22 protein-coding genes are annotated in these 23,644 nt (G+C 47.6%); 16 read left to right on the top strand and 6 right to left on the bottom strand.

The genetic code is table 11. The features are described 5' to 3' along the window. Positions 1 to 191: 191 nt before the first annotated feature. From FD723_RS05160 to FD723_RS05130, 7 genes are all read left to right on the top strand, one after another. Positions 192 to 761 carry a DsbA family protein gene (locus FD723_RS05160; protein ID WP_179064375.1) on the top strand — a complete coding sequence of 190 codons (570 nt, stop codon included), beginning with the start codon at positions 192 to 194 and terminating at the stop codon, positions 759 to 761. Between the two features lie 322 nt (positions 762 to 1,083). Continuing rightward, the gene (locus tag FD723_RS05155) at positions 1,084 to 1,551 is read left to right on the top strand and encodes a VOC family protein (RefSeq protein WP_179064374.1); all 468 of its coding nucleotides are present in this window, start codon (positions 1,084 to 1,086) and stop codon (positions 1,549 to 1,551) included. Between the two features lie 121 nt (positions 1,552 to 1,672). Beyond that, positions 1,673 to 2,539 (top strand): oxidoreductase, encoded by an 867-nt coding sequence (locus tag FD723_RS05150; protein ID WP_179064373.1) that lies wholly within the window; start codon positions 1,673 to 1,675, stop codon positions 2,537 to 2,539. Between the two features lie 18 nt (positions 2,540 to 2,557). Continuing rightward, positions 2,558 to 2,998, top strand: a complete 441-nt coding sequence (locus FD723_RS05145; protein ID WP_218651794.1) for a nuclear transport factor 2 family protein — start codon at positions 2,558 to 2,560, stop codon at positions 2,996 to 2,998. Between the two features lie 399 nt (positions 2,999 to 3,397). Further along, complete coding sequence (locus FD723_RS05140) at positions 3,398 to 4,174, top strand: SDR family NAD(P)-dependent oxidoreductase (RefSeq protein WP_179064372.1); 777 nt, start codon at positions 3,398 to 3,400, stop codon at positions 4,172 to 4,174. A gap of 55 nt (positions 4,175 to 4,229) precedes the next feature. Next, complete coding sequence (locus tag FD723_RS05135; protein WP_179064371.1) at positions 4,230 to 4,940, top strand: SDR family NAD(P)-dependent oxidoreductase; 711 nt, start codon at positions 4,230 to 4,232, stop codon at positions 4,938 to 4,940. Between the two features lie 82 nt (positions 4,941 to 5,022). Beyond that, the gene (locus FD723_RS05130) at positions 5,023 to 5,370 is read left to right on the top strand and encodes an NIPSNAP family protein (protein WP_218651793.1); all 348 of its coding nucleotides are present in this window, start codon (positions 5,023 to 5,025) and stop codon (positions 5,368 to 5,370) included. Between the two features lie 127 nt (positions 5,371 to 5,497). Here FD723_RS05130 and FD723_RS05125 read toward each other — a convergent pair whose 3' ends face one another. After that, positions 5,498 to 5,743: a hypothetical protein gene (locus FD723_RS05125; RefSeq protein ID WP_179064370.1), complete on the bottom strand. Its 246-nt coding sequence runs from the start codon at positions 5,741 to 5,743 to the stop codon at positions 5,498 to 5,500. Positions 5,744 to 5,815: 72 nt separating this feature from the next. Here FD723_RS05125 and FD723_RS05120 point away from each other — a divergent pair, with 72 nt between their 5' ends. From FD723_RS05120 to FD723_RS05080, 9 genes are all read left to right on the top strand, one after another. Then, entirely contained in the window at positions 5,816 to 6,757 is a 942-nt protein-coding gene (locus tag FD723_RS05120) for an aldo/keto reductase (RefSeq protein ID WP_179064369.1), read from the top strand. A gap of 264 nt (positions 6,758 to 7,021) precedes the next feature. After that, a complete protein-coding gene (locus tag FD723_RS05115; protein ID WP_179064368.1) occupies positions 7,022 to 8,368 on the top strand; it encodes an epoxide hydrolase family protein in 1,347 nt (448 codons plus the stop codon). A 399-nt stretch (positions 8,369 to 8,767) separates the two neighbouring features. Continuing rightward, a complete protein-coding gene (locus FD723_RS05110) occupies positions 8,768 to 10,462 on the top strand; it encodes a GMC family oxidoreductase (protein WP_179064367.1) in 1,695 nt (564 codons plus the stop codon). Between the two features lie 244 nt (positions 10,463 to 10,706). Next, complete coding sequence (locus tag FD723_RS05105; RefSeq protein ID WP_179064366.1) at positions 10,707 to 10,877, top strand: hypothetical protein; 171 nt, start codon at positions 10,707 to 10,709, stop codon at positions 10,875 to 10,877. Beyond that, entirely contained in the window at positions 10,837 to 11,496 is a 660-nt protein-coding gene (locus tag FD723_RS05100) for a VOC family protein (protein WP_256875063.1), read from the top strand. Before FD723_RS05105 ends, FD723_RS05100 begins: the two co-directional genes overlap by 41 nt. A 249-nt stretch (positions 11,497 to 11,745) precedes the next feature. Then, positions 11,746 to 11,916 (top strand): hypothetical protein, encoded by a 171-nt coding sequence (locus FD723_RS05095; protein ID WP_218651792.1) that lies wholly within the window; start codon positions 11,746 to 11,748, stop codon positions 11,914 to 11,916. 18 nt (positions 11,917 to 11,934) lie between these two features. Continuing rightward, a complete protein-coding gene (locus tag FD723_RS05090; RefSeq protein ID WP_179064364.1) occupies positions 11,935 to 13,014 on the top strand; it encodes a nitronate monooxygenase family protein in 1,080 nt (359 codons plus the stop codon). Between the two features lie 56 nt (positions 13,015 to 13,070). Then, on the top strand, positions 13,071 to 14,123 hold the full coding sequence (locus FD723_RS05085; RefSeq protein ID WP_179064363.1) for an alpha/beta fold hydrolase: 1,053 nt from the start codon (positions 13,071 to 13,073) through the stop codon (positions 14,121 to 14,123). Between the two features lie 223 nt (positions 14,124 to 14,346). Continuing rightward, positions 14,347 to 15,723, top strand: a complete 1,377-nt coding sequence (locus FD723_RS05080) for an NAD(P)/FAD-dependent oxidoreductase (RefSeq protein WP_179064362.1) — start codon at positions 14,347 to 14,349, stop codon at positions 15,721 to 15,723. A 573-nt stretch (positions 15,724 to 16,296) separates the two neighbouring features. On the opposite strand, the gene FD723_RS05075 is transcribed toward FD723_RS05080, so the two are convergent. The 5 genes from FD723_RS05075 to FD723_RS05055 all read right to left on the bottom strand — a co-directional run bounded on the left by FD723_RS05075 (position 16,297) and on the right by FD723_RS05055 (position 23,086). After that, a protein-coding gene (locus tag FD723_RS05075) for an IS1 family transposase (RefSeq protein WP_179064361.1) occupies positions 16,297 to 16,982 on the bottom strand; the annotation gives its coding sequence in 2 pieces (ribosomal slippage) (positions 16,297 to 16,643 and positions 16,643 to 16,982; 687 coding nt in all). A 202-nt stretch (positions 16,983 to 17,184) separates the two neighbouring features. Further along, positions 17,185 to 17,718: a PEP-CTERM sorting domain-containing protein gene (locus tag FD723_RS05070; RefSeq protein ID WP_179064360.1), complete on the bottom strand. Its 534-nt coding sequence runs from the start codon at positions 17,716 to 17,718 to the stop codon at positions 17,185 to 17,187. Between the two features lie 57 nt (positions 17,719 to 17,775). Beyond that, on the bottom strand, positions 17,776 to 18,234 hold the full coding sequence (locus tag FD723_RS05065; protein WP_179064359.1) for a hypothetical protein: 459 nt from the start codon (positions 18,232 to 18,234) through the stop codon (positions 17,776 to 17,778). 41 nt (positions 18,235 to 18,275) lie between these two features. After that, positions 18,276 to 19,940: an iron uptake porin gene (locus tag FD723_RS05060; protein WP_179064358.1), complete on the bottom strand. Its 1,665-nt coding sequence runs from the start codon at positions 19,938 to 19,940 to the stop codon at positions 18,276 to 18,278. 122 nt (positions 19,941 to 20,062) lie between these two features. After that, entirely contained in the window at positions 20,063 to 23,086 is a 3,024-nt protein-coding gene (locus FD723_RS05055) for an alkaline phosphatase family protein (protein ID WP_179064357.1), read from the bottom strand. Between the last annotated feature and the right edge of the window lie 558 nt (positions 23,087 to 23,644).

The raw sequence follows: 23,644 nt of genomic DNA, 5'->3' as shown, positions 1-23,644 counted from the left end.
GTTGAGGGTTAGTTTTAGAGATAGTAAGCAACTGTTGTTTCATCGCTTCAATTACTCAACTCTGAGTTGGCGACAAAGCTGAATTAGTTTCATAAGGTAAAGACATAGAAAAAACGGAGTCGGGAGGAATCACAGATAGGAGTCATGGCAATCCCTCGATGCTATGAAAAATCTTCTTGGTAGAGTGTGTGATGAATCAAAATAGTCATCTTAATCAACTCTTTGTTCCACCTTCCCAAAGCGATCGCTATCAGGGGATGCTCAATGCCCCGGTCATACTCGTGGAATATGGAAATTACGAATGTCTTCAGTTCCGGGAAATGCATCAGTTGATTCAGGCAATTGTGCAAGATTTCAATTCCGGGCTGACTGAGAAAAATTCGATTTGTGTAGTGTTTCGTCACTTTATTGAACATTCAATCTATCCTCAAGCACAAAAAGCAGCAGAAGCAGCGGAAGCAGCAGGAGCGCAAGGTCAATTTTGGCAGATGCACGAGATGCTGCTCAACCACCAAGAAGCATTGGGAAATGGCTATCTCGTTGAATATGCCAATCATCTAGGTCTCGACATTTACAAATTTTTGCAGGATATCTCCAAACAAGTCCATGTTGACCGCATCAATCAAGATATCGAAAGTGGTCGCCAAAGTGGAGTAGTAACTGCACCATCTTTATTTATTAATGGAATTCGGTATCGCGCTCACTGGAACATGGAGCAGTTAATGGCAGCTATTATCGCTGCAAGTAATGAAGTGCTTTGATCCTCAATCACACAATTCAAAGCAGAACGATTAACCCTGTTTTGTCACTCTAGGGAAATAAAAATCAAAGCCAAATTTTGAACTGTAGATAGAACGGGCATTTGAGCGTTTATTTTCTAACACAATGGCTGAAATCATGGTTTTTGGGTAAAAGTCTTATGCAGTAAGCATTCCAGATTATTCTCTGCCAAAAGTGATAAAAGAGGGTTAAGTTGCGTTTTTGCTCAAAGAACTTGAGTGTTCTGAATTGAGCGATGGTCGCATTGCGATCACCCAAGAATGAAAACTAACCAATCTGAACATCAACCTAAAGGAGAACAAAATGAGTAACAAGTCCCTAAACAGTCAAAACATGAAGCTCGAAGTTGTGGTATTGCCCGTCTCCGATGTCGATCAAGCCAAGGACTTCTATAAAACGTTGGGATGGCGGCTAGATGCCGATTTTGCCAGCGGTGAGGACTTTCGAGTGGTGCAGTTGACCCCTCCTGGCTCGGAGGCTTCAATCATCTTCGGCAGTGGTGTTACATTAGCCGCGCCCGGTTCAGTTCAGGGTTTGTACCTGATCGTTTACGACATTGAGGCAGCCCACGCCGAACTCGTCGAGCGCGGTGTCGAGGTGAGTGAGGTGTTCCACGACGTGGGCGGGGTCTTCCACCACGCCGGAACCGAGGGACGAGTACCTGGCCCCGATCCACAACGTCGTGACTATGCCTCCTTTGCCTCGTTCAGCGATCCAGACGGCAATGGTTGGTTGCTCCAAGAGGTGAAGATGCGGGCCCCCGGACGGTAATGGAACATCAATCGATTAAGGATCAAAAGGAGCCAAAAATATCAGGCTTTTTACTCCTTTTGACACTAACCGAAAGAGCTAAAGCCAACAAACTAGACAACACCTAAAACGAGGATATACGATGAAAACGCAGAAAGTATGGTTCATTACCGGAGCCTCCAGAGGCTTTGGGTTAGAAATTGCCAGAGCAGCCCTGGCAGCTGGCGACCAAGTAGTAGCGACGGTTCGCAGTCAGCCGGCACAACTCGCCGCTACCCTGCACAACCACCCGGATCTGCACGTTGTGCAGATGGATGTTACCCAGGAAGATCAGGTACAAGAGGCTGTCAAGCAGAGCATTGCCCGTTTCGGCAGGGTTGATGTCTTAGTCAATAATGCTGGGTTTGGTATGATTACTGCGATCGAAGAAGCCACGGATGCCGAAGTCCGCAAACAGTATGATACCAACGTGTTTGGGTTACTGAACGTGACTCGTGCGATATTGCCGTACCTGCGACAGCAAAAATCCGGGCGGATCATCAATATCTCGTCTTTATTTGGCTACGATGCAGTTCCGGGTTGGGGATTGTACGGGTCTACTAAATTTGCGATCGAAGGTCTCTCGAAAGGGTTAGCCCTCGAAGTAGCACCGCTCGGCATCCACGTCACAGCAGTAGCTCCCGGTCTTTTTAGTACTGACTTTCTGAGTACTGAATCCTATGTTGCCGCTAAAACTATGATCGCCGATTACCAGGCAACAGTAGGTTCCATGCGGAACGGAGCCGATGCGCTACATAGGAACCAACCCGGCGATCCGAAAAAGTTTGCGGCTGTGATTATTCAACTCGCCAATACAGAACGTCCACCGCTGCATTTGCCCGTTGGGAAGGACGCGATCGCGATGTACAAGAACAACGCCGCAAAAATGGCACAGGAAATTCAAGCATGGCTGCCAGTCGCTACCAGCACCGACCATGACCACCGCATAATGGCTTCGACCATAGCCTGACCTGCAACATTAGAAGCGTTGACTGAACTTATTATCAGGAAAGCAAAATCAATGACCTTTATAATAAACCATTTGACCACGAGCTATGGCAAAACGGCTCGTAACTTGCTTAATGAAGCGACTCAGCCATCAGAAGCAGGGGCGCGTGCGGCACTTGAAACGTTCTATTATGCCTTCAATCAGCACTTGATTGAGACACTTACTCAGATATGGCTCAACTGTCCACTGGTTCAACTAAACAATCCGGTGGGAGGAATGCTCCGAGGCTATGAACCGATTCGCGATCTCTACTCCAAACTTTTCACAGGATCGTTAAACGTCTGGGTTGAGTTCGAGGATATTGTAGAGTACTTCAGTGGAAAGACAGCCATCTTTGCTGGAGAAGAGCGCGGTGAATTTACAACTAAAGATCGCATTATTCCACTTAGATTCAGAACGAGCCGCTGTTTTCAGTACTGAGAAAGTGACGGTGGGTGGCGACAGATTCATCATCACGGATCGATCGACAATGTGAAACTGCTGGAAGCGTATCAACTTGCTGTAAACGATAAAGTTGTGGCGTGATCTCCACGACAGATTGTATGCGATAAACATAAACTGCAAAGTGGACTGGCAAAGGCTCAAGCGTTTGACGACGAAGGTGCAATACTGCTCGCTTTGTGCATTTTTAACTCGGCATTAGGTTTGGGGAAAAGGTTAAAGGGTAAAGGTTAAAGATTTTTTCTTTCCCCTTTCCCCTTCCCTTTTTCCCCAAAACCCGACAAGTATTGTGACGGAGTGGAGTGCAGAGAGGTGAAAACACGCACTCCCGGACGGTAATTTGCAATATTCACACATTCACTTTCCAAAGGAGATGTTATGAAACTTGAAGGTAAGAAGGCACTGATTACCGGGGGAAACAGTGGCATTGGCTTTGCCACCGCTAGACTCTTCATTCACGAAGGGGCTGAAGTCGCAATCACGGGTCGAGATCAGAAGACGCTCGATGCTGCTGTCAAAGAACTGGGTTTAAAAGCCGTTGCCTATCGTGCAGACGTGACGGACTCCAATGCCCGTGCCGACCTTTTCAGCAAAATTGGTCAACGCTTCGGCAGTCTAGATATCATCTTCGCTAACGCTGGTATTGCTGGAGCTACACCCATAGGCAGCGCTGATGAAGCGGTGTTTGAGAACATCATTCGCGTCAATCTTACCAGCGTTTTCTTTACAGTCCAAGCCGCACTGCCACTGCTTAATGATGGCTCCTCAATTATCTTGAACAGTTCCGTTATCGGTTCGCTGGGTAGTCCCGGCAGGGCAGCCTACGCAGCAAGCAAGGCGGGTGTTCGCGGTATGGCGAGAGCGATGGCATCTGAACTTTCTCCCCGCAACATTCGAGTCAATGTCGTCGCACCAGGAGCAATCAAAACTCCCATCTGGAGCCGTGGGTCTACTCCACCTAAGAAGGCGGACGAACTGACAGCAAAATGGGCAGCAGCGACTCCACTAGGTCGTTTGGGAGAAGCGGACGAGATTGCCAAAGCAGTCCTCTTTCTTGCCTCAGACGACTCATCCTACGTCCAGTCGGTTGAACTTTTTGTTGATGGTGGCATTGTTGGTTCTCCAATCGGTGGAGCGACTTTCCGCAGTGCATAAATCTTTTGACATTCTTTGTTTCTTTAACCCCTCAAACGCATAAAGGAGTTTTACTATGGGTATTGAACAGAAAGTCGCTGTGATTACTGGCGCGTCGCAGGGCATTGGCGCAGCTCTTGTCAAGGCGTACCGCGATTGCAATTATCGGGTGGTTGCAATCTCACGCTCAATTCAGCCATCGGATGATGATGCAATCCTGGCGGTGTCAGGCGACATCGCTGATCGAAAAACTGCCGAGCGTGCGATCATCGAAGGCGTGACCCGATTTGGGCGCATTGACACGCTCATCAACAACGCGGGTATCTTCATCGCCAAGCCATTTACCCAATACACCGAGGCTGACTACGAGGTATATCTGGGCACTAACGTCACTGGCTTCTTTCACATGACGCAACTGGCGATCGCCGAAATGGAGAAGCAGGGCAGCGGTCATGTTGTGCAGATATCGACGAGCCTGGTTGACCACGCGATCGCTGGCGTACCGTCTGTACTCGCGTCGCTGACAAAGGGCGGACTGAATAGCGCGACCAAATCGCTGGCGATCGAGTATGCCAAGCGCGGTATCCGGGTGAACGCGATCGCGCTGGGTAACATGAAGACGCCAATGCACCCTGCCGAGACCTATGCACAGCTCGCTGCCATGCACCCGCTCGGTCGTATGGGCGAAATCTCTGACATCGTCGATGCAATCCTCTACCTGGAATCAGCCAACTTTGTCACGGGCGAAATCCTTCACGTTGATGGTGGTCAGAGTGCGGGTCACTAACGCCGCCTTGCGCTCAGAAAAATGGCTATGACGCTCTCAAACACGATTGCTTGATCGTAAAGCTTTTAAAGAAGCACATATCATGACTCAACTCGATAAAGGAATGATCTACGAATTACGCATTTATCAGTCCATGCCTGGACGACTACCAGCACTGCTTTCGCGCTTTCAGAACCACACGTTGCGGATTTGGGAAAAGCATGGCATCCGCCAGGCTGGATTCTGGACAACGCTAATCGGCGAGAGCAATCAGCAGCTTACCTATATGCTTGCCTGGGACAGCATGGCTGAGCGAGAGGAGCGCTGGAGTGCATTCCTCACCGACCCCGAATGGATCGCGATCAGCACCGAGAGTGAGAAGGACGGTCCACTCGTGCAGAAAATCAGCAACGAGTTGCTGGCACCGACCACCTTTTCCTCGGTGAAGTGAGCGGTGGGGCGAGCGACGGAACTCAAACCCACAACTCGCCTCACTATCACAGCTGAGTAATGTGGACAGACACTACGTAACTATAGTTAATTCAACATCAGTTTGTAAACGCAATCTAGGTAGTACCTTATGGAGTTAGTAACATAACCTTGATCACCGAAGCCGCCTCTATTCCTAACAGCACGTTGGCGCGCCGAAGTTCAAGGAAGACATCATTCAGGCGTTCTACGACGGCATCAAACACAAGCCAGACTCGACTTTTGGCAACGTCAACAGCGATGACATCGCTGACAAAGAGCCTCATTTTCACCGAGGAAACTTTTGCAAGGTGATTCGCTCTTCGTCCTGGGGCGCCTGAGTCTTGCTCCGTCACTAGTCCGGATCTTCGTTGCAACACCTTCCAAGAGTTCCTGTATCTCGTCACGTCAAAACAAGGAGTATAAACATGGTTACCCAAGACACGCTTCGCTATACGACAATACCTCTCACTCATGGATCTGGCGCCATGCCGGCGCTCGGGTTTGGAACACTCATCCCCGATCCTCTCGCGACCAAGAAAGCGACCAAGGCTGCATTGGAAGCGGGATTTCGGCATCTCGATTGCGCGGAGCGATACCGCAACGAAGCCGTCGTCGGCGAGGCGATGCAAGAGGTGTTCAAGGCAGGGGGAATCCGGCGGGAGGATGTTTTCGTCACCACAAAGCTATGGAACAACAACCATCGTCCAGAGCGGGTCCAGCCTGCGTTCGAGGCAAGTCTCCGGCGACTGCAAATCGACTATGTCGATTGCTATCTTATCCACACCCCGTTTGCCTTTCAGCCGGGCGATGAACAGGAACCGAGGGACGATCATGGCCAGATCATCTACGATCCTGGTGTCACGTTGGTGGAGACATGGCACGCGATGGAGCGCCTGGTGGATGGCGGTCGGTGTAAATCGATAGGTTTATCGGATATCGGTTTGGAGCGGCTGAAAGAGATCGTTGCCGTGGCGCGAATTAAGCCTGCCGTGGTGCAGGTTGAATCCCATCCGTATCTCCCCGAGTGGGATCTTCTCAAGTTTTGCCAGCAACAGGGTATTATCCTACTCGCATTTGCCGCACTGGGTCATGCGATGGAGCCAAAAGTTACGGAAGACCCGATAATCGCGGCTGTTGCGGAGCTCGTCCACCGGACCCCAGAGCAAGTCGCGCTGGCCTGGGCTGTACAACGCGGTACCGCTCTCCTGACCACCTCGACATCCCCTCGCCATATACAAGAGAGCTTTGATATCTCGACCTTGCCCAAAGAGGCTATGCTGGAAATTAGCGACCGCATCACGACCAGAGTCCGCTTCAACGCAGTGGTCGATACCGGCGTGCCTGGATTCATTCCTCGGACTAAGTGAACGGTTGTTATCGACGGAAAATAAAGCTAAGTAGCCGCGCAGAAATAACTTACCTGTTTTAAAAGTTATAGAAAAAGGTGAAAAGACGCTAAATCAACATTTTCTCTTTCATTCTTCCTCTTTTCTAAGGTAAAACTGGGTAACTTATTTTGGCGCGAGTCCTAACCGCTTTTTCTTGGCTAGACCAACACTAATACCCACATTTGAAACAGACAGCCGGTTCAATTACAGCAAGTTGGGTTAAACCCAATTGGACAAAGATCAATGTCTGAAAAAATCAACCATCAACGCCGCCGATTTTTGGGCATTGCGGCCATGACCATTGCGACTACACAGCTAGGTCGATTCGGTTCTGCCAATGCCCAATACAGCAAAGTAACACCAAAGGAGACCACCATGACTCAACTTGAAACCTTGCACACCGACACAACTACAATCCGTCCCTTCCACATCAACATTCCGCAAGCGGCACTCGACGACCTCCGCCGTCGCATCATAGCAACGCGATGGCCCGAAAAGGAGACGGTCGCCGATCAGTCGCAGGGTGTGCAGCTCGCAACGACTCAGAAACTCGCGCGCTATTGGGCAACCGATTACGACTGGCGCAAGGTTGAGGCGAAACTGAAAACTCTACCGCAATTTATCACCACGATCGATGGACTTGATATTCATTTCATTCACGTTCGATCGAACCAGGAAAACGCCTTGCCGCTCATCGTCACGCATGGCTGGCCCGGATCGATCATCGAGCAACTGAAGATTATCGAGCCACTGGTCAACCCCACGGCATATGGCGGCAATGCAGCGGACGCTTTCGACCTCGTGATTCCCTCGCTTCCAGGCTATGGTTTTTCAGGCAAGCCGACCACGACCGGCTGGGACCCCGCCCGTATCGCACGCGCCTGGGTTGTGCTGATGCAGCGCCTTGGCTACTCGCGATTTGTGGCGCAAGGGGGTGATTGGGGGAATGCAGTCACAGAGCAAATGGCCCTGCTGACACCTCCGGGACTGCTCGGCATTCATACCAACATGCCTGCCACTGTTCCAGCCGATGTTGCAAAAGCACTCAAGTTCGGCGACCCACCGCCATCCGGTTTCTCAGCCGAAGAGAAGAACGCGTGGGATCAGCTCGACTTTTTCTATAAGCACGGACTTGGCTACGCTCAGGAGATGGCGAACCGCCCGCAAACGCTGTACGGCATTGCGGATTCACCGATCGGTCTGGCTGCCTGGATACTCGACCACGACGCACGCAGCTATGCGCTCATCGCACGTGTCTTTGACGGACAGTCTGAGGGACTGACGCGAGACGACATCCTCGACAACATCACGCTTTACTGGTTGACGAACACGGCTGTCTCTTCGGCTCGTCTGTATTGGGAGAATAAGTTTGTCTTTTTCGACCCTAAACACGTCGCCATTCCGGTTGCCGTGAGCGTCTTTCCTGATGAGATATATGCAGCCCCGCGAAGTTGGACAGAGCGGGCGTATCCCAAACTCATCCACTATAACCGAGTGGAAAAGGGCGGACACTTCGCGGCGTGGGAGCAGCCAACGATTTTTACTCAAGAACTCAGGGCAGCGTTCAGATCGCTGCGCGCGTCAAAATGACTGCTTTGGAAAGAACGTAACTACAAGGAGGTCGGCACGTGTCCCAAGAAATTAATCATAATCGTCGCTACTCTTTAACAACTGCGGCTTCTGCTCGAAAGTGATGCTGCTCATGCGGTGGAGCAGAGTGACATCGCACGGTTTGAAGCTGACCGAAAGTGGCGGAACTTAACCCGGATTTCTCACCAATGCTCAAAGCCTGTGCTTGTGCAGGGGAGCAGGGGAGCAGAGGAGCAGAGGAGAGTTCAATGTGCCTTGTTCTTTCCCCTCTGCCCCTCTGCCCCTCTGCCCATCTGCATTTCAAACTTGTGAGAAATGCGGGTTAAGCGTCTCTACCGATTTTGAGCCGAGTGACAGATATAACGGAATCATTTCGATTTTGAAAGCAAGGTAGACCCAATGAAAACGAATTTTGAGAATGAATTTGAGCATGAACGGGACAACGATCTGGGTAGCACCAGTAATGATGACAATTTCACCGATCGCGTCCGCAGCAACCAGCACAAGCTCACCTCTGAGCTAAGGCAGCAGTACGATTTTATTGTTTGCGGGTCTGGATCTTCTGGCTCGGTGGTTGCCCGCAGACTGGCTGAGAATCCAGATGTCAGCGTTCTGCTGCTGGAAGCGGGAGGCACCGATGATGTACCCAGTGTTGTCACCGCGAATCAATGGTTTATGAATCTTGGAAGCGATCGCGACTGGAGCTTCCAGGGACAGCCGAATCCCCATGTCAACGATCGTTCAATTCCGTTCTCGATGGGCAAAGTACTCGGCGGTGGATCGAGCATCAACGTCATGGTTTGGGCACGCGGACACCAGCACGATTGGGATCTCTTCGCCGCTGAAGTGAATGATCCAGCCTGGGGCTATGAATCGGTCTTGAATCTCTATCGCCGCCTGGAAGATTGGCATGGTGCGCCAGACCCGATGTACCGGGGAACGGGAGGACCCGTCTTTGTGCAGCCCCCGCCAGATCCAAACCCGATCGCACCCGCAACGATCGCAGGAGCGCGATCGGTCGGTATTCCTACTTTCGAGAATCCGAACGGTCGCATGATGGAAGCAGTGAAGGGCGCCGCTATCAGCGATGTGCGAGTCCGCAATGGCAAGCGCGAATCTATCTTCCGCTCCTACGTCTTCCCTTATATGGATCGACCCAATCTGACGGTTCTCACTCATGCACTGGTGACGCGGCTGACGTTCCAGGGTAAGCGGGCGACTGGCGTGGAGATTTCTTACCTTGGCACACTCTATCGCATTGGTGCGGCAGTCGAAGTCGTGCTGTCACTCGGTGCAATCCATACGCCGAAAGTGCTGATGCAATCCGGTATTGGTGATGCGACGGAGTTGCGGCGATTTGGAATTCCTGTCGTGCAGCACCTTCCCGGTGTGGGGCAAAATTTTCAAGACCATGTTGCATTCGATTGTGTCTGGGAATATGAAAACGCTCTCGAACCAAGAAACAACATGTCCGAGGCAATCTTTTTCTCAACCAGCCAGTCCGGGCTTGACAGTCCAGATTTATTTGTCTGTCAGGCTGAAGTGCCAAAATCCACTGCCGAGAATGTCGCCCGGTTTGGCTTACCCGATGCAGGTTGGACATTATTCGGGGCGATTGCCCATCCCAAAAGCCGAGGCCGTCTGCGCCTGACGGGAGCTAATCCATCTGACCCGATTCTGATTGATGCAAACACTCTGTCTGACGCGGATGATCTCAAAACTGCGATCGCCTGCGTAGAACTCTGCCGCGAAGTGGGTAACTCCGCTCCACTTCGTCCGTTTGTCAAGCGAGAAGTAATGCCAGGTAATTTGAAAGGGGCCGAACTCGAACGTTTTATTCGGGATGCTGCAACGAGTTTCTGGCACGAAACCTGTACCGCAAAGATGGGTCGAGATTCTATGTCGGTGGTGGATAGCAACCTGAGAGTCTATGGAATCGACAATCTCCGGATTGCTGATGGATCTATTCTGCCACGAGTAACGACTGGTAACACGATGGCTCCCTGCGTAATAGTCGGGGAGCGGGCAGCGGAAATTTTACATCTCGAACACCAGCTGCAAACCACCGTAAAAACAGACTCAAGCGTGCAATAAAACCACCGCACTTTTCATTGGCGGACGCACATCTAAGTCGCGTGTTAACTCAAAGAACTTGAGCGGTCTAAATTGAGCGATGGTCAGATTGCGCTCTACTCGCTTCGTGAGGGACTTCCAAATAAAAAAATGTTCCAAAACTGACGCAAAAACTCTCTCTATTCCTCCTCTCTCTGTGTTCTCTGTGTCTCTGTGGTTCGTTTATTTGGATAATTTATTTCTTGGAAGTCCCTGAGTTCCTCCAATGGAAAATTGGAGGCAGCCCAACCCGCAATCATGCGATCGCCCAAGAATGAAAACTAACCAATCTGAACATCAAACCCATCAACCTAAAGTAGAACAAGATGAGCAGCGATCGCGTAAACAGTCCAAACATGAAACTCGAAGTCGTAGTGTTCAGCGTTTCCGACGTTGACCGCGCGAAAGCATTCTACGATAATCTCGGCTGGCGACTAGACATCGACGTGGTGGATGGCGACTTCCGTGGTGTGCAGATGACGCCGCACAACTCGGAAGCCTCCATCATCTTCGGCAAGGGAGTCACTCCGAACAATCCTGGCTCGGCGCACAGCCTAGTCCTCGCCGTGGACGACCTCGACGCCGCTCGCGAAGACTTAATCGTTCGCGGCGTCAACGTGAGCGAGGTCTTCCACTACGCCGGTGGCCCCTTCAACAACGCCGTGGACAACCCACGCATCCTGGGGCGCGACCCGCAAGGTCGTTCCTACTTCTCATTTGCCTCGTTCGAGGACCCAGATGGGAACCTCTGGCTGCTCCAGGAAATCCAAACGCGGCTTCCCGGTCGCGTTTGGAACTCTACGCAAGCACGAGACATGGACATTGCAACCCTTGCAAACCTTCTTGGCGAGACGGCAGAGTCCCACGATCGCTACGAGAAAACTCACGCCGAGCATCATTGGTGGGACTGGTACGCGCCCTACCTGAGTGCGCGTCAGAATGGCAGCAGTCCAGAAGAGTCCGCCGCCGCCGCTGACCGTTACATGGAAAAGGTTTTTCATGTTCTTTCCAGATGATGCGGTCAGATTTGCCACACCCGCCGAGTACATCGGCGACTAGGTAGCAGCAGAGGCTTACAAAGCCAATGATTTTTGCTCAGGAACTCAGGGCGGCATTCAGGTCGCTACGCTGAGTCCGCGTCCTCACTTCAAAACTTGCCCAGATGTGTCGGCAGCGTTCCTTTGCCCCGTATCAGATGAGGAGATCGGTTGTTACCGGAGATCATTTTATCACCTGGGATGAACAGTAAATTAAATTATAAAACAATGAAAAAGACTAAAAATATCCTTGCCAGTACGATTGTTAAAGCCGCCGCCGTGCAGATTAGTCCCGTGCTGTACAGTCGGCAGGGTACCGTCGAGAAGGTCGTGAAGAAGATCCGCGAGCTGGGCAAACAAGGCGTCCAGTTCGCTACCTTCCCCGAAACCATCGTTTAGCAAGCGTGGGAGATACTTATGTGGCCTAAAACAGAACTGATAGATTTGCTCAAAATCGCGCATCCAATAATTCAGGCTCCGATGGCTGGCGCTTCCACACCTGAGTTGGTTGCGGCTGTTTCTAATGCAGGAGGTCTTGGCTCTTATGGTGGTGCGGCCACCGCACCAGCCAAACTTCGCTCCATTATCAGGCAAATTCGAGAGCTGACAGACCAACCCTTTGGAGTTAATTTGTTTGCCCCAGCAGTTGAAGCGTATCAACTTACACCTGAGCAGCAAACACCGATGTCTGAATTATTAACAAAATGGCACAACGAATTTGAGGCAGGGCCTGTTCCCGAACCAATACCGATACTAGGGCCATTTGTAGATCAATTTACTGTCCTGCTTGAGGAGAAAGTACCTGTTTTTAGTTTCCACTTTGGACCTGCGCCAATTGAGGCAATTCGAGAGATACACGCTATAGGCTCAATTGTATTAGCAACCGCCACGACCGTCCGTGAAGCAAAAGCTCTAGTCGTTGCAGGAGTCGATGTCATCATAGCCCAGGGCTTTGAAGCTGGAGGTCATCGCGGAACCTTTGCGGTACCTTATGAACATGGATTGATTGGAACAGCAGCGTTAGTGCCGCAAATAGCCGATGCGGTGTCAGTTCCGGTCGTTGCGGCGGGCGGAATCATGGATGCTCGTGGAATCGTTGCTGCGTTTGCACTTGGGGCAAGCGGGGTACAGATGGGAACCGCTTTTCTCGCCTGTCCTGAGAACAATATCCCAGAAGTCTATAGGCAGGCTGTACTCAAGTGTAAGGACGAAGACACGGTTATTACTGAAGTATTTTCCGGCAAACCCGCCAGAGCAATACGAAATCGATTTATACGTGAAATGGAAAATAACAGAGATAAAGTGTTGCCATTCCCGGCTCAGATGTCTATAGGGCGGGTTTTATATCAGACTTCTGCTCAAAAATCAAGTCCAGATTTTGCCAGTATGTGGGCAGGACAGGGAGCAGCATTAGCCGAAGCTCTCCCGGCAGGTGAACTGATCGAAAAAATGATACAAGAATTTCTTGCCGTAACTGCTTCTTTACAACTCAAATAAACAGATAGCCGATTCAATTAAAGCAAGTTGAGTTAAATCCAATTGGAAAAAGATAAATGTCCGAGAAAATTAACCATCAACGCCGCCGCTTTTTGGGTACTGCGGCTATGACCATTGCTACTACACAGCTAGCCATATTCGGTTCTGCGATCGCACAATCAAGCAAAACAAAACCAGCAGTTCTGTCCATACTGAAGTCGGGGACAAACACCTCGTTCGGCTCACTGAGGCAGATCGATGCTGGTGTTCTAAATGTCGGATACGCTGAGGTTGGCCCCGCCAATGGTCGTCCGGTAATCCTCCTGCATGGATGGCCCTACGACATTCACAGCTATGTCGATGTCGCTCCTTTGTTGGCGTCGGCGGGGTACAGGGCGATTGTTCCATATCTGCGCGGCTATGGCACGACGCGCTTTCTTTCGAGCGAGACGTTCCGCAATGGGCAACAGTCGGCGATCGCTGTCGATATTATCGCGTTGATGGATGCGCTCAAGATCGAGAGGGCGATCCTCGCTGGTTATGATTGGGGCGCGCGAACAGCCAACATCATCGCGGCACTCTGGCCGGAGCGCTGCAAGGCGCTCGTCTCCGTGAGTGGTTATTTGATCGGCAGCCCTGAAGCCAACAAGACACCGCTACCGCCGCAGGCCGAACTCCAATGGTGGTATCAATTTTATTTCGCGACGGAGCGGGGGCGCGTCGGCTACGAAAAATACTGGCATAACTTTAACAAGCTCATCTGGAAACTTGCTTCGCCGCAATGGCACTTCGATGACGCGACGTTTGAGCGTAGCGCGGCTGCTTTCAATAACCCGGATCATGTCGGTATCGTCATCCATAACTATCGCTGGCGGCTCGGTCTGGCTGAAGGCGAGTCGAAGTATGACGATCTTGAGAAGCGACTCGCCGCAGCCCCTGCGATCGCCATACCCACCATCACTCTCGAAGGTGATGCCAACGGTGCGCCACACCCCGACAGCAGCACCTACGCAAGGAAATTCTCCGGCAAATACGCACACCGGATCGTCAAGGGCGGGGTCGGGCACAACCTGCCGCAAGAAGCGCCGCGGGAGTTTGCAAAGGCCATCGTCGAAGTTGACGGTTTTTGATGTAGGAATTGAGTAATTTAATTCTTGGATGTCTATTATAGCACTACCAACATGATTGGCGAGAAGGCAGCCGATTTAATCAAAGCCAGTCGGACTCGACAAACTGTAATAAGCTGCCACGCATCTAGTTTTTTAGCTGCCTCTAGGCTATGAAAGGGTTTTAGACCCAAAATTATACAATTTAAATGCGCGACAGCTTAACCAGCTATCAACAGAGGTAACAATGGAAACAGCAGATGTAATTGTAATTGGAAGTGGTCAGGGCGGAGTTCCACTCGCGGCTGACTTTGCCAAAGCAGGCCGAAAGGTTGTTTTGTTTGAGCGCGATGCGTTGGGTGGCAGTTGCATAAACTATGGTTGCACACCTTCTAAAGCCTTTTTAGCTGCTGCTCATGCCGCAGGTCGCGCTCGACAAGCCGCGAAGCTAGGCATACACGCGCAGGTTGAAGTCGATTTTTCTGCGGTGATGGAGCGTGTGCGTAGCATTCGCAGCCAGTTTAACCAGGGTACCAAGCGGCGATTAGAGAGTGCAGGGGTTCGAGTCATCTGTGCTGAAGCTGCTTTCACCGGAGAGCGAACTGTAAGCGGAGGAGGTGTGACGGTGCAGGCTCCGATCATTGTTATCAACACAGGGACATCCTCTACTATTCCTGACATTCCTGGTTTAGCTGGAACACCTTATCTAACCAACCGAAATTTCTTTGATTTGCAGCAAATTCCGCCCCGGTTGCTCGTGGTCGGCGGTGGCTATATTGCTCTAGAATTAGGGCAAGGAATGGCGCGTTTAGGGAGCCAAACCGAATTGATTGTGCGGGGCGATCACTTGCTGGCTCAAGAAGAATCCGATGTCAGTGCTGTGCTTGCTGATGCTTTTAGACAAGATGGAATAGGGCTGCATTTCAATGTAACGGTTCAGCAGGTTGCTTACACTAACGGTGTGTTTACCCTAACGCTGAATAATGGTGAAGTAATCGATGGGGAAGCATTGCTGATTGCGACTGGGCGCAAACCGAATACTCAGGCATTAAATTCTGCTGTGACAGGCACTGAATTAGATGCACAGGGTTTTATCAAAATCGACGATCAGTTTCAAACGACTTGCGCTGGGATTTATGCGATCGGAGACGTTGCCAAGCAGCCTGCTTTTACCCATGTTTCTTGGGAAGACTATCGTCGCTTGAAAGCTATTCTGTGTGGCGAACACCGGACACGCAACGATCGGGTGTTAGGCTATGCCGTCTACACTGAGCCGCAAGTAGGCCGGGTAGGTATGACGTTAGAGCAGGCTCAGAAACAGGGTATCTCTGCCCGCGAAGTCACCCTGCCAATGGCTCACATTGCCCGTAGCATTGAGTGGGGGCACGATCTGGGTTTCTACCGTATGGTCATCGACACACACACAAATTTGATTTTAGGAGCAACGCTGGTTGGTTACGAAACCGCTGAACTGGTGCATGTCTTTTTGTCACTTATGGAAGCTAAAGCAACGTGGCAGGTACTCGAACAATCGGTTCACATTCACCCAACTTACGGTGAGGCATTGCCCAGTCTTGCAAGGTTACTCGTTGGAGATGATATGCCAACTTGTCCCAATATGTAAGAAAGGAGTAACCAATGACTAAAAAAATGGATAGTCAGACGGTTCCATCTTAACTCTTGTTCCACTAGTGTCTGTCCACCTATCCCTAATCCTTTGACAACTTCTGCCATGAATTGTCGTCGGTCACTTCCCTTTAATTTTGGGGCTGTTTTGATGTACAAAGATTTTAGATTCTCGGTGAGTTGAATGATGGATTTTGGGGACATGAGGCAACTTGCAGCCCGAAATTATCTTTCTATTATCCCAGGATCAATCATTTTGTGGATTATTCTAGGTGTTGGAAAAAAGCATATTCTCTGCTTTCGCTTGTGAGACTTGTGTAATTCCTATCCTTGTCTTATCTGTTGCTGTCGGCAATATCTCCTGAAATGCGATCGCCTGGAATAATCACTTCATATATCTCATCTGTAAAAGCTACAATCAAAAATTTGACAGCAAAACAAATGTGTAATTAACCCCATTTGACATACCTTGTTATCGCCCAAGACTGCACAATAACGATACTTTTTACTGGGGTAATGTTAAATATTCAACAGGAAATTCTGGCATTGCTGAATGAAGGGATGAATTAATTTATGTTGGTATAATTTTATACTTTAAATAATGAAGTAATAATTTAATCGAGTATCTCAGCATTTGTTCTGATTTGGAATAGCATAAAGTTTTGCGGTGAAGGCGTGCAAGATAATGACGTAACCGAGTATTTTCATTTTCCACCCGTGTCATATATGTTTTACTCACAATTTGGTCTCCATCGGGGATAAAACTTGGGTAAACCTTCCAGCCATCGGTCACATAAAAATAGCTTTTCCACTGTTCAACAATTTCCCAAAGTGGCTTAAAAGTTTCAGAACTATGGTCTCCTAAAACCCAAGCTAAAATACCTTGAGTAAAGTGATTTACTGCTGTCCACAACCAAATTTTGTTTTTTTTGAGCCGATGAATGTCTCTAATTCATCCAGTTCTGCAACTTCTGGAATCATATCTTCTTTTGGTACATCTGGCAGCTTCTCTCCTAGTTGTTTGACCCAATAGATGATCGTAGTATGGTGTACGCCTTTAACTCGTTCAATACCACGAAAACCCATGCCGTTAAGGTAGATTTTTAAGCATTCTTGTTTTAGTTCTTCTGAATATCCTTTTGGCTGATCGTATACATCAATAAATTGGCGATTGCAATGAGTACAAATGTGATTTTGTTTACCTTTACGTTTCCCATTCTTTCTGATTTCCGTAGAGCCGCAGTATGGACATTGCACAGTAGATGACCTCAATTCATCTCTCTATTATGCAACGCCGCAATCACTTATATACTCTACTGAAGAAAGTAAATCAGTAGAGTATTTGTATTTCTGTGGAAGTGCGATTCTAAGCAATAGCTAAGAGCGTTTAAACAGTTATCGCCTGTAAGTAAGTCTCTATGTGTCGAGGGCACTTACGGGAAAGCTATTAACCCAACGTTTAGTTGCCTTTGCAATGCATTCTCCAAAGCGTTACCTTTCTTGTCAGAAACAAGCCAATGATGCCAACAAGAAGTGTGCTATTTAAAGTACTAGGCTCTGGTACTTCTCGATAAGAAACTGTACCAGAATCGGGAATTTCGGAGGATACAGAAAATATTGTTCCAGAAATTTCGTAGCTTTTAGAAGGATTAACTTTATCGAGGAAGTTGTACAGCAATCCAATCGATGCATTATCAGCTAAAGCTACAGTTGGAAATGCAAGGGGATAATCTGGATATTCAATATCATCCTTGGCGGTGTAAATATTGGGATCGTTATCGAATTGAAAAGTTAGCGACTGAAGTGGTGCTACTGGAAAATTATCATTACTGAAAGTTGAGTCATCAAAGCTAAAAAAACCATTTCCCTTAGCTGTAGAACTATCAACACTGAAAGCATAATTAACAATTGCAGCCGATGCGGATTTAGTGCTTAAGGTAGCTAAACCCAAAACAAGACTAGTAGCGATCGCTAATTGTGGAAACAATTTCATATCGATTATCCTCAAGATAGATTTGTGTAAGTGATCTCTAGAAAGAACCAGCAAGAGTTACCAATCAGGTGTTGTTACAAGTAATTCTGCCCAAGGGGTGCAATCTGGTTCTTGAGCAGTATCTGGAGTAGGACGAGCATTGCACCCACGGACTTTAAAGATGTACTTAACAAGATCCCTGGCTCCCGCATAAGTCCAACTACGTGCTGTTGGGTCATCGATTTGCGTCATATCATCTTTATCGTTGCCCCAACTTACTTGATAAAAATCATTTTTTTGACATACATCCCAAGTAATCTTAATTCTCCGCACTCTTGTGGTGTCTGCAACCAAGTTGTATGGATTTCTAGAATCACAAGAAGAATTATCTGTTTTCTTCTCACAGTTACTAGTACTAGGTGTGCATTCAGCTAGTGTTTTGACTGGGCGAATTAACTCGGCAGAAAGTGTTGTTAATAAGATGGCAGAGGTGAGACTATATCTGAAAAAAATGGAACTCAATCGTATTTTGTGCATAATAAATCCTTCAGTTGTCTTGACTAAAACCACAGGATAATTTAAAAGGTAAAAGTAGTTCTAATGACTCCTAGTACAGCATCACTGTTACGATCGTCATGGTTGGGTGCAGTCAGCCAAATTAAACCAGGGGTGATGGTAATATTGTCTGAAACTGCATAACTGTAAAAACCTTCAACGTGTAAAGAGGTGTTTCGGTCTTGAGCAGAGTCGCGGTTTTGCGGTGCAACTATCTCCGTAAATACATTAGCGATCGCCCCATCAGCACCGGTTACTCTCGGTTCCATACCCACAACAATCCCCGCCAGATTGCCTTTTTTACCCAAATCTGGGAAAGCTAGAGCAACTGCATAGTTCCAAATATCGGCATCTCCTACGCCCAAAACACGGGTTTTGGCATAGCCAGCCCAAGCATTAATCAAAAAGCCGGAATTTACTTCATAGGATGCTTCCAAGCCGTAAGCGTTGGTGGAAGTACGCGAATCAGTAACTAAGGCCAAGTTAGCCTTTTGACTACCCGTACCGGGGATTGCCAAATCTTCACCCAGGTTATTGTAGGCATTGACGTAAGTTAAACCGATACTGAGGCGATCGCTAGGTTGAAAAGTTAACTGAGCGATCGCACCGTAAGAACCATTGAATAAACCTCTGTTAGTGTTGGGGTTAGATGCTGTACTAGACAAATATCCCAAACTCAACTCCAACTGGTCAGAGAGGCGATGTCTCAACCCAATTCCGGCTCCAGCAGGTACAAAGTAGTAAACTGAGTTCCGACTGCCAAACTTGGATAAAGCACCACTGGCTCCCTCATCCCCATCCAAAAAGGGGTTGATTGTATTCACAAAATCTTCAACTTCCCCTTCGTTGGCAAAAAAAGTAACTTCGGTTTTTTTGCCTAGAGGAAATCTGTAATACAGTGTCTCAACTCCAACTTGATTATTTTCAGGATCTTCATCTCCAATTTCTGCATTAAAAGCTAGAGTCCCTTCTGGTAATCTAGTTCCAGTGCCACCTTCACTAGAGAAGTAATTGAGGTTAAGGGCTTGTAAGCGAACTCTGAGTAAGTCTTGTCCAGTGAAACTGGTGTCAAAATTGAGGCGGACGCGATCGCCAAAAGTCGTGCTTCTCGGAATATCAGCATTATCGGCATCTTGTCCAGATGCAAACCCTGATATGGCAAAAATTGCCTCACCATGAAGTTTTGTCGTGGTTGAAAACTGCTGTTTTTCCAGAGTTTCCAAGTGAGGTTCTAAAGCATCTACTCGACCCCGCAAAGTATTCAATTCCGCCGCAAACTGTTCTTGTAATTTTTGCAGAGTTGCTAAATCTTCTTTCTTAACGATGTCAGTTGTTGCAGTTGAAATTAGTTCATTGACTCGATCTAAACAGGCATTAATTCCAGCCGCAAATTCGTAACGAGTTAAAGCCCGATTACCGCGATAAGTTGCATTAGGATAACCTGCAATACACCCATAACGCTCCACCAAAGATTGCAATGCACCGAATGCCCAATCTGTCGGCTGTACATCCGACAGTTGAGAAACAGATGTTACCTGTCCTGCTGATTCTTGAACAGTTCCCGTTTTAGTTGGAAGTGCGTTGGCATCGCCCGCCGCAGGCATCGCCCCAGTTGTGGTAGTGATTACCGAGAAGAGCCCCAAAGTCACTGGACAAATCGGCAACCACTTCCAAAACATTTTGACCATTTTTCTGTAATCCTCACACCATTTATTATCAATTGAAAAACAGGCAATCACACGAAAATTGACCTATTAAAATCCTTGTAAAGACGTAGCAGTGCTACGTCTTTATATCCAACCTCTAATACTTACTTCTTCGCTTCAGTAGAGTTATCTCTTTGACTTAATTCCCAATGCTTTAGCATTTGAGCGCGATTTTGCCGCAAGTCTTTACGGTTACGTTCTTCAGGATAAGGAATGCCATCGCCCTTAATTCCTGCCCAGAGAATTTCGTTGAACTCTTCTGGATCGAGCTTATCTTCACCTACAAAATTGAAGTCCTTGGTCATAGCAGCCCACCATTTTTTAGGATTTAGAATCGGCATAGCTGCTGTCTTTTCAACATTGCGATCTTGGCAAGCTGGTACTAGTTTTGGATCTACAGGATTGGTACACAAGTTACCTGGCACAATAGCTGTGTAAGGTTCAAAATTGGGTTCTCTAGTGAAAGCATCTGACATTGGTTCAGCATTAGCATCAGTAATTGCCAAATAGCCAATGTTTAATAAATCCTCCATTGTCCGCAATACACTAATGGTGTTGTAGTTAGTACTGACGAGCGCACCCCGTTTTGTGTAGGGCGAAATAATGTAGGCTAAAGAACGGTGAGAATCAACGTGATCTGGCCCATTTTGGGAATCATCTTCAATGATGAAAATTGCCGTTTCTTTCCACTCCGGCAGATGAGAAATTTTCTCTACCAATTTGCCAATAGCATAGTCATTATCTGCCATTTGCAGTTCAGGAGTATTTAGTCCAGCCAAAGCAGTACCAAAGGAACCAAAATGATCGTGAGATAAACGCACAAGCATTAAATTGGGTAGTCCATTTTGCTTCAGATCCCTTTCCCATTCGCTGTACAAATAAGTATCAGCATTATTTTGATCGAATGACCGAAAGTAAAGATCGGTTTTATCCAACAGTACAGTTTTGGTAACGGGAGCTTGAGGAATCTTGTCCGCGTAAGGAGTTGGGGAGATGGGGATATAAGTCGGGTTTTTTGGATCGGGTTTAGTAGGATCGCTTTGGCTGGTAGTGTAGGGAACTGCATTATCAACAAAGAAACCGTAATTACGTACAGTCTTGCCAGCACGTAGCGCTGTATCCCACAGATAACCACCAATGGCATTCGGCTGGAGATTACCATCACCTTCAGGAGCATCAACATCCCTGTCTCCAGGCAATATGGAAGAATGCCCAGAAGGATCTAAAATACCTGTGATACGGGTATTGATTGGCGATTTATTTGAGGAAGTTTGGGACAGTGCGAGACTGATATTCCGATTTGTACCTTCGTAATCGTAGGTTAAGCCGTTAAAGCCGGCGTTACCGTAAAGAACTGATTGAGTTTTTTCGGTGTAATCTGTAGTACGACCATAGGTAGACCAGTTCCAACCAACTCCACTCGATTCGCCACTGTCGTAAAAGTTATCAAAAGTTGCGAAGCCAAAGGATAGCTTGTGATGGTTTGGTGAAATATTGTTGGGAAACAAGGTAAGTGTTGGGTCGCCATTACCGATAGGCAAGTCACCAAGTACTTGGTCATAAGTACGGTTTTCTTTAACTATGTAGATAACGTGCTTAATTTTGCCTTGTAAATACCTCATCGTCCGGTCAGGACGGCGATTGTAGAAACCATTATTTTTATCCACTTGCGCTGAAAGTTTACCCAGAGTCGCACCCTTTGGAACTGGAATAATTGAGATACCAGCTTTTTCTAAAGCCCAGTTGTACTCATTTTTAAAATTAGTATTGCGTGCTAGTCCTGCTGGAGTTGTCAGGTTTCCTGCGGGGTTGGGACCAGAATTACTCTTGGCATTGACAACGTAAAGTCTTTGACCATCTTGACTGATGCTTGCAGAATTGGGATACCAGCCTGTAGGGATACGTCCATTCACCCAACCACCTTGTAAGTCCACAACAGCGATCGCATTCTCCCCCCCTAGAGTAACGTAAAGTGTTCGTCCATCTGGACTGAGGGTTAAAGAGTTAGGATTTGCACCTTTATATTTCTCACCAGGACGAGACAAAGAGATGGTTTGAACAACCCGATTGTTATTTGTATCAATGACGGAAATCGAGTCATCATTACCATTAGCTACATACAGTCGATTTTGGCTAGACGAGAGCAGTACTTTATTTGGTTGGCTACCTATTGGTATACGGGTAATTTGTCCAGAAGTAATGTCAACAGCAAGGACTTCGTTGTCGCGCTGGCTACTAATGAAGACTTTAGCTGCTTGACCGTTTTCTGCACTCTTAATGGCTACATCAAAAGGAAATTCCCCAGTTGCTATTTTATCGCCTGGTCTAAAAAACTTAATTTCTTTAGTTACCTTACGGGTAGTAGTATCAACAATTGATATTGAGTCATTCTCAAAGTTTGCAGTTACTAAGGTATTGCCATCCTTACTAACGGCAATACCCGCTACAACTGCTCCTGTTGCCACAGCCTTCGCTGGCGTATCTTTTAACAAACCGCCATCATATTTAGGAAACGGGTCAGTTTGGTTAGAATTGTGACCTAATAAAATAAAGGGAGCATCTGGTATGTACTGGCTGCCATTAGAGGCATAAACATAAACGCGATCGTCAATCCCACCTGAGACAAAGAAGCGCGAACCGTCTTTGGCCCAAGCTAAACCGTTATAGGTATTGGGAATATTAATTTGTTGTCTTTTAACCAACTTACCGCTACTGACATCATAGACAAAAACCCATTCTGCTTTTGGAGTTGTTGTACTACTTGACTTGCCAGTTTGTGGGTCTAATACAGGATAAGTGAAAGTACTACCCGTGTTTTCATTTTTGAAGTTTTGATTATAGCCACTGGTAAGCACCAGTAAAGTTTTTCCATCAGGGCTGAGGGCTGTGCTTACTGCTTCAGCCGCATCAGCATTATCATCTGTACGCAAACCAGTTGCTAAAGGTGCAAACGTTGAACCTGGTGCTGCTGCGGGTGTAATGGTTTGACCTGTGGGTAATAAAGCTGCCCCACCCTGTAAATTACCAACGGGACTAGTAGTTCGAGCGCTAACTGATTGTGTATTTGCACTCAAGGTACTTAGGAGTAAAAGGCTTAATAGATACCCTTGATTTTTGCTAGGTTTCATGCAATTTTTTTATCATTAGGATAATCATCAAACAAAAATATTGATAGTTAATAGTTAAGCCATCAGTAATTTTTGGTTATGGTTTGGTAGTACCAAGCTGTATTTAGATACTTCCAGAAAATAAAATATCCAGTTGTTAAGAATAACAATCATTATTAGGAGGTTGTGAAGTTAAAGAATTACTCAGTACCCTAACGATTGATGAGCATTGCGGTGTGATGCTGGAATTTGAGGATCTTGACCCTAACGCTCTTTTATGTCTCTGGTGAGAGAAAAATGCTGTGATTTGCTGAGATTCTTGAAATTCCTTGAAGGCTGTGAACAATACAGGCGCTGCTATGTCGGAAATATTGGGATTATTCAAATATATCTGTGAAAAAACCAAGATGTGGCAGACATTACAGTTAACATGATTAAGTAACAAAATCATGTTGAACGTGAAAAAAAACTACTAAAAAAGCCTTAAACCCAAGCTGGGGAGGATATAGAGAAAAATCTGGCAGAAAATCTACATGGAATCATAAACAAACAAGTACAATCCGTATACCAAAAGCTTTT

This window comes from Nostoc sp. C052, from assembly GCF_013393905.1.
Taxonomy (GTDB): Bacteria; Cyanobacteriota; Cyanobacteriia; order Cyanobacteriales; family Nostocaceae; genus Nostoc.
This window is presented reverse-complemented; position numbering and strand designations above follow the sequence as displayed.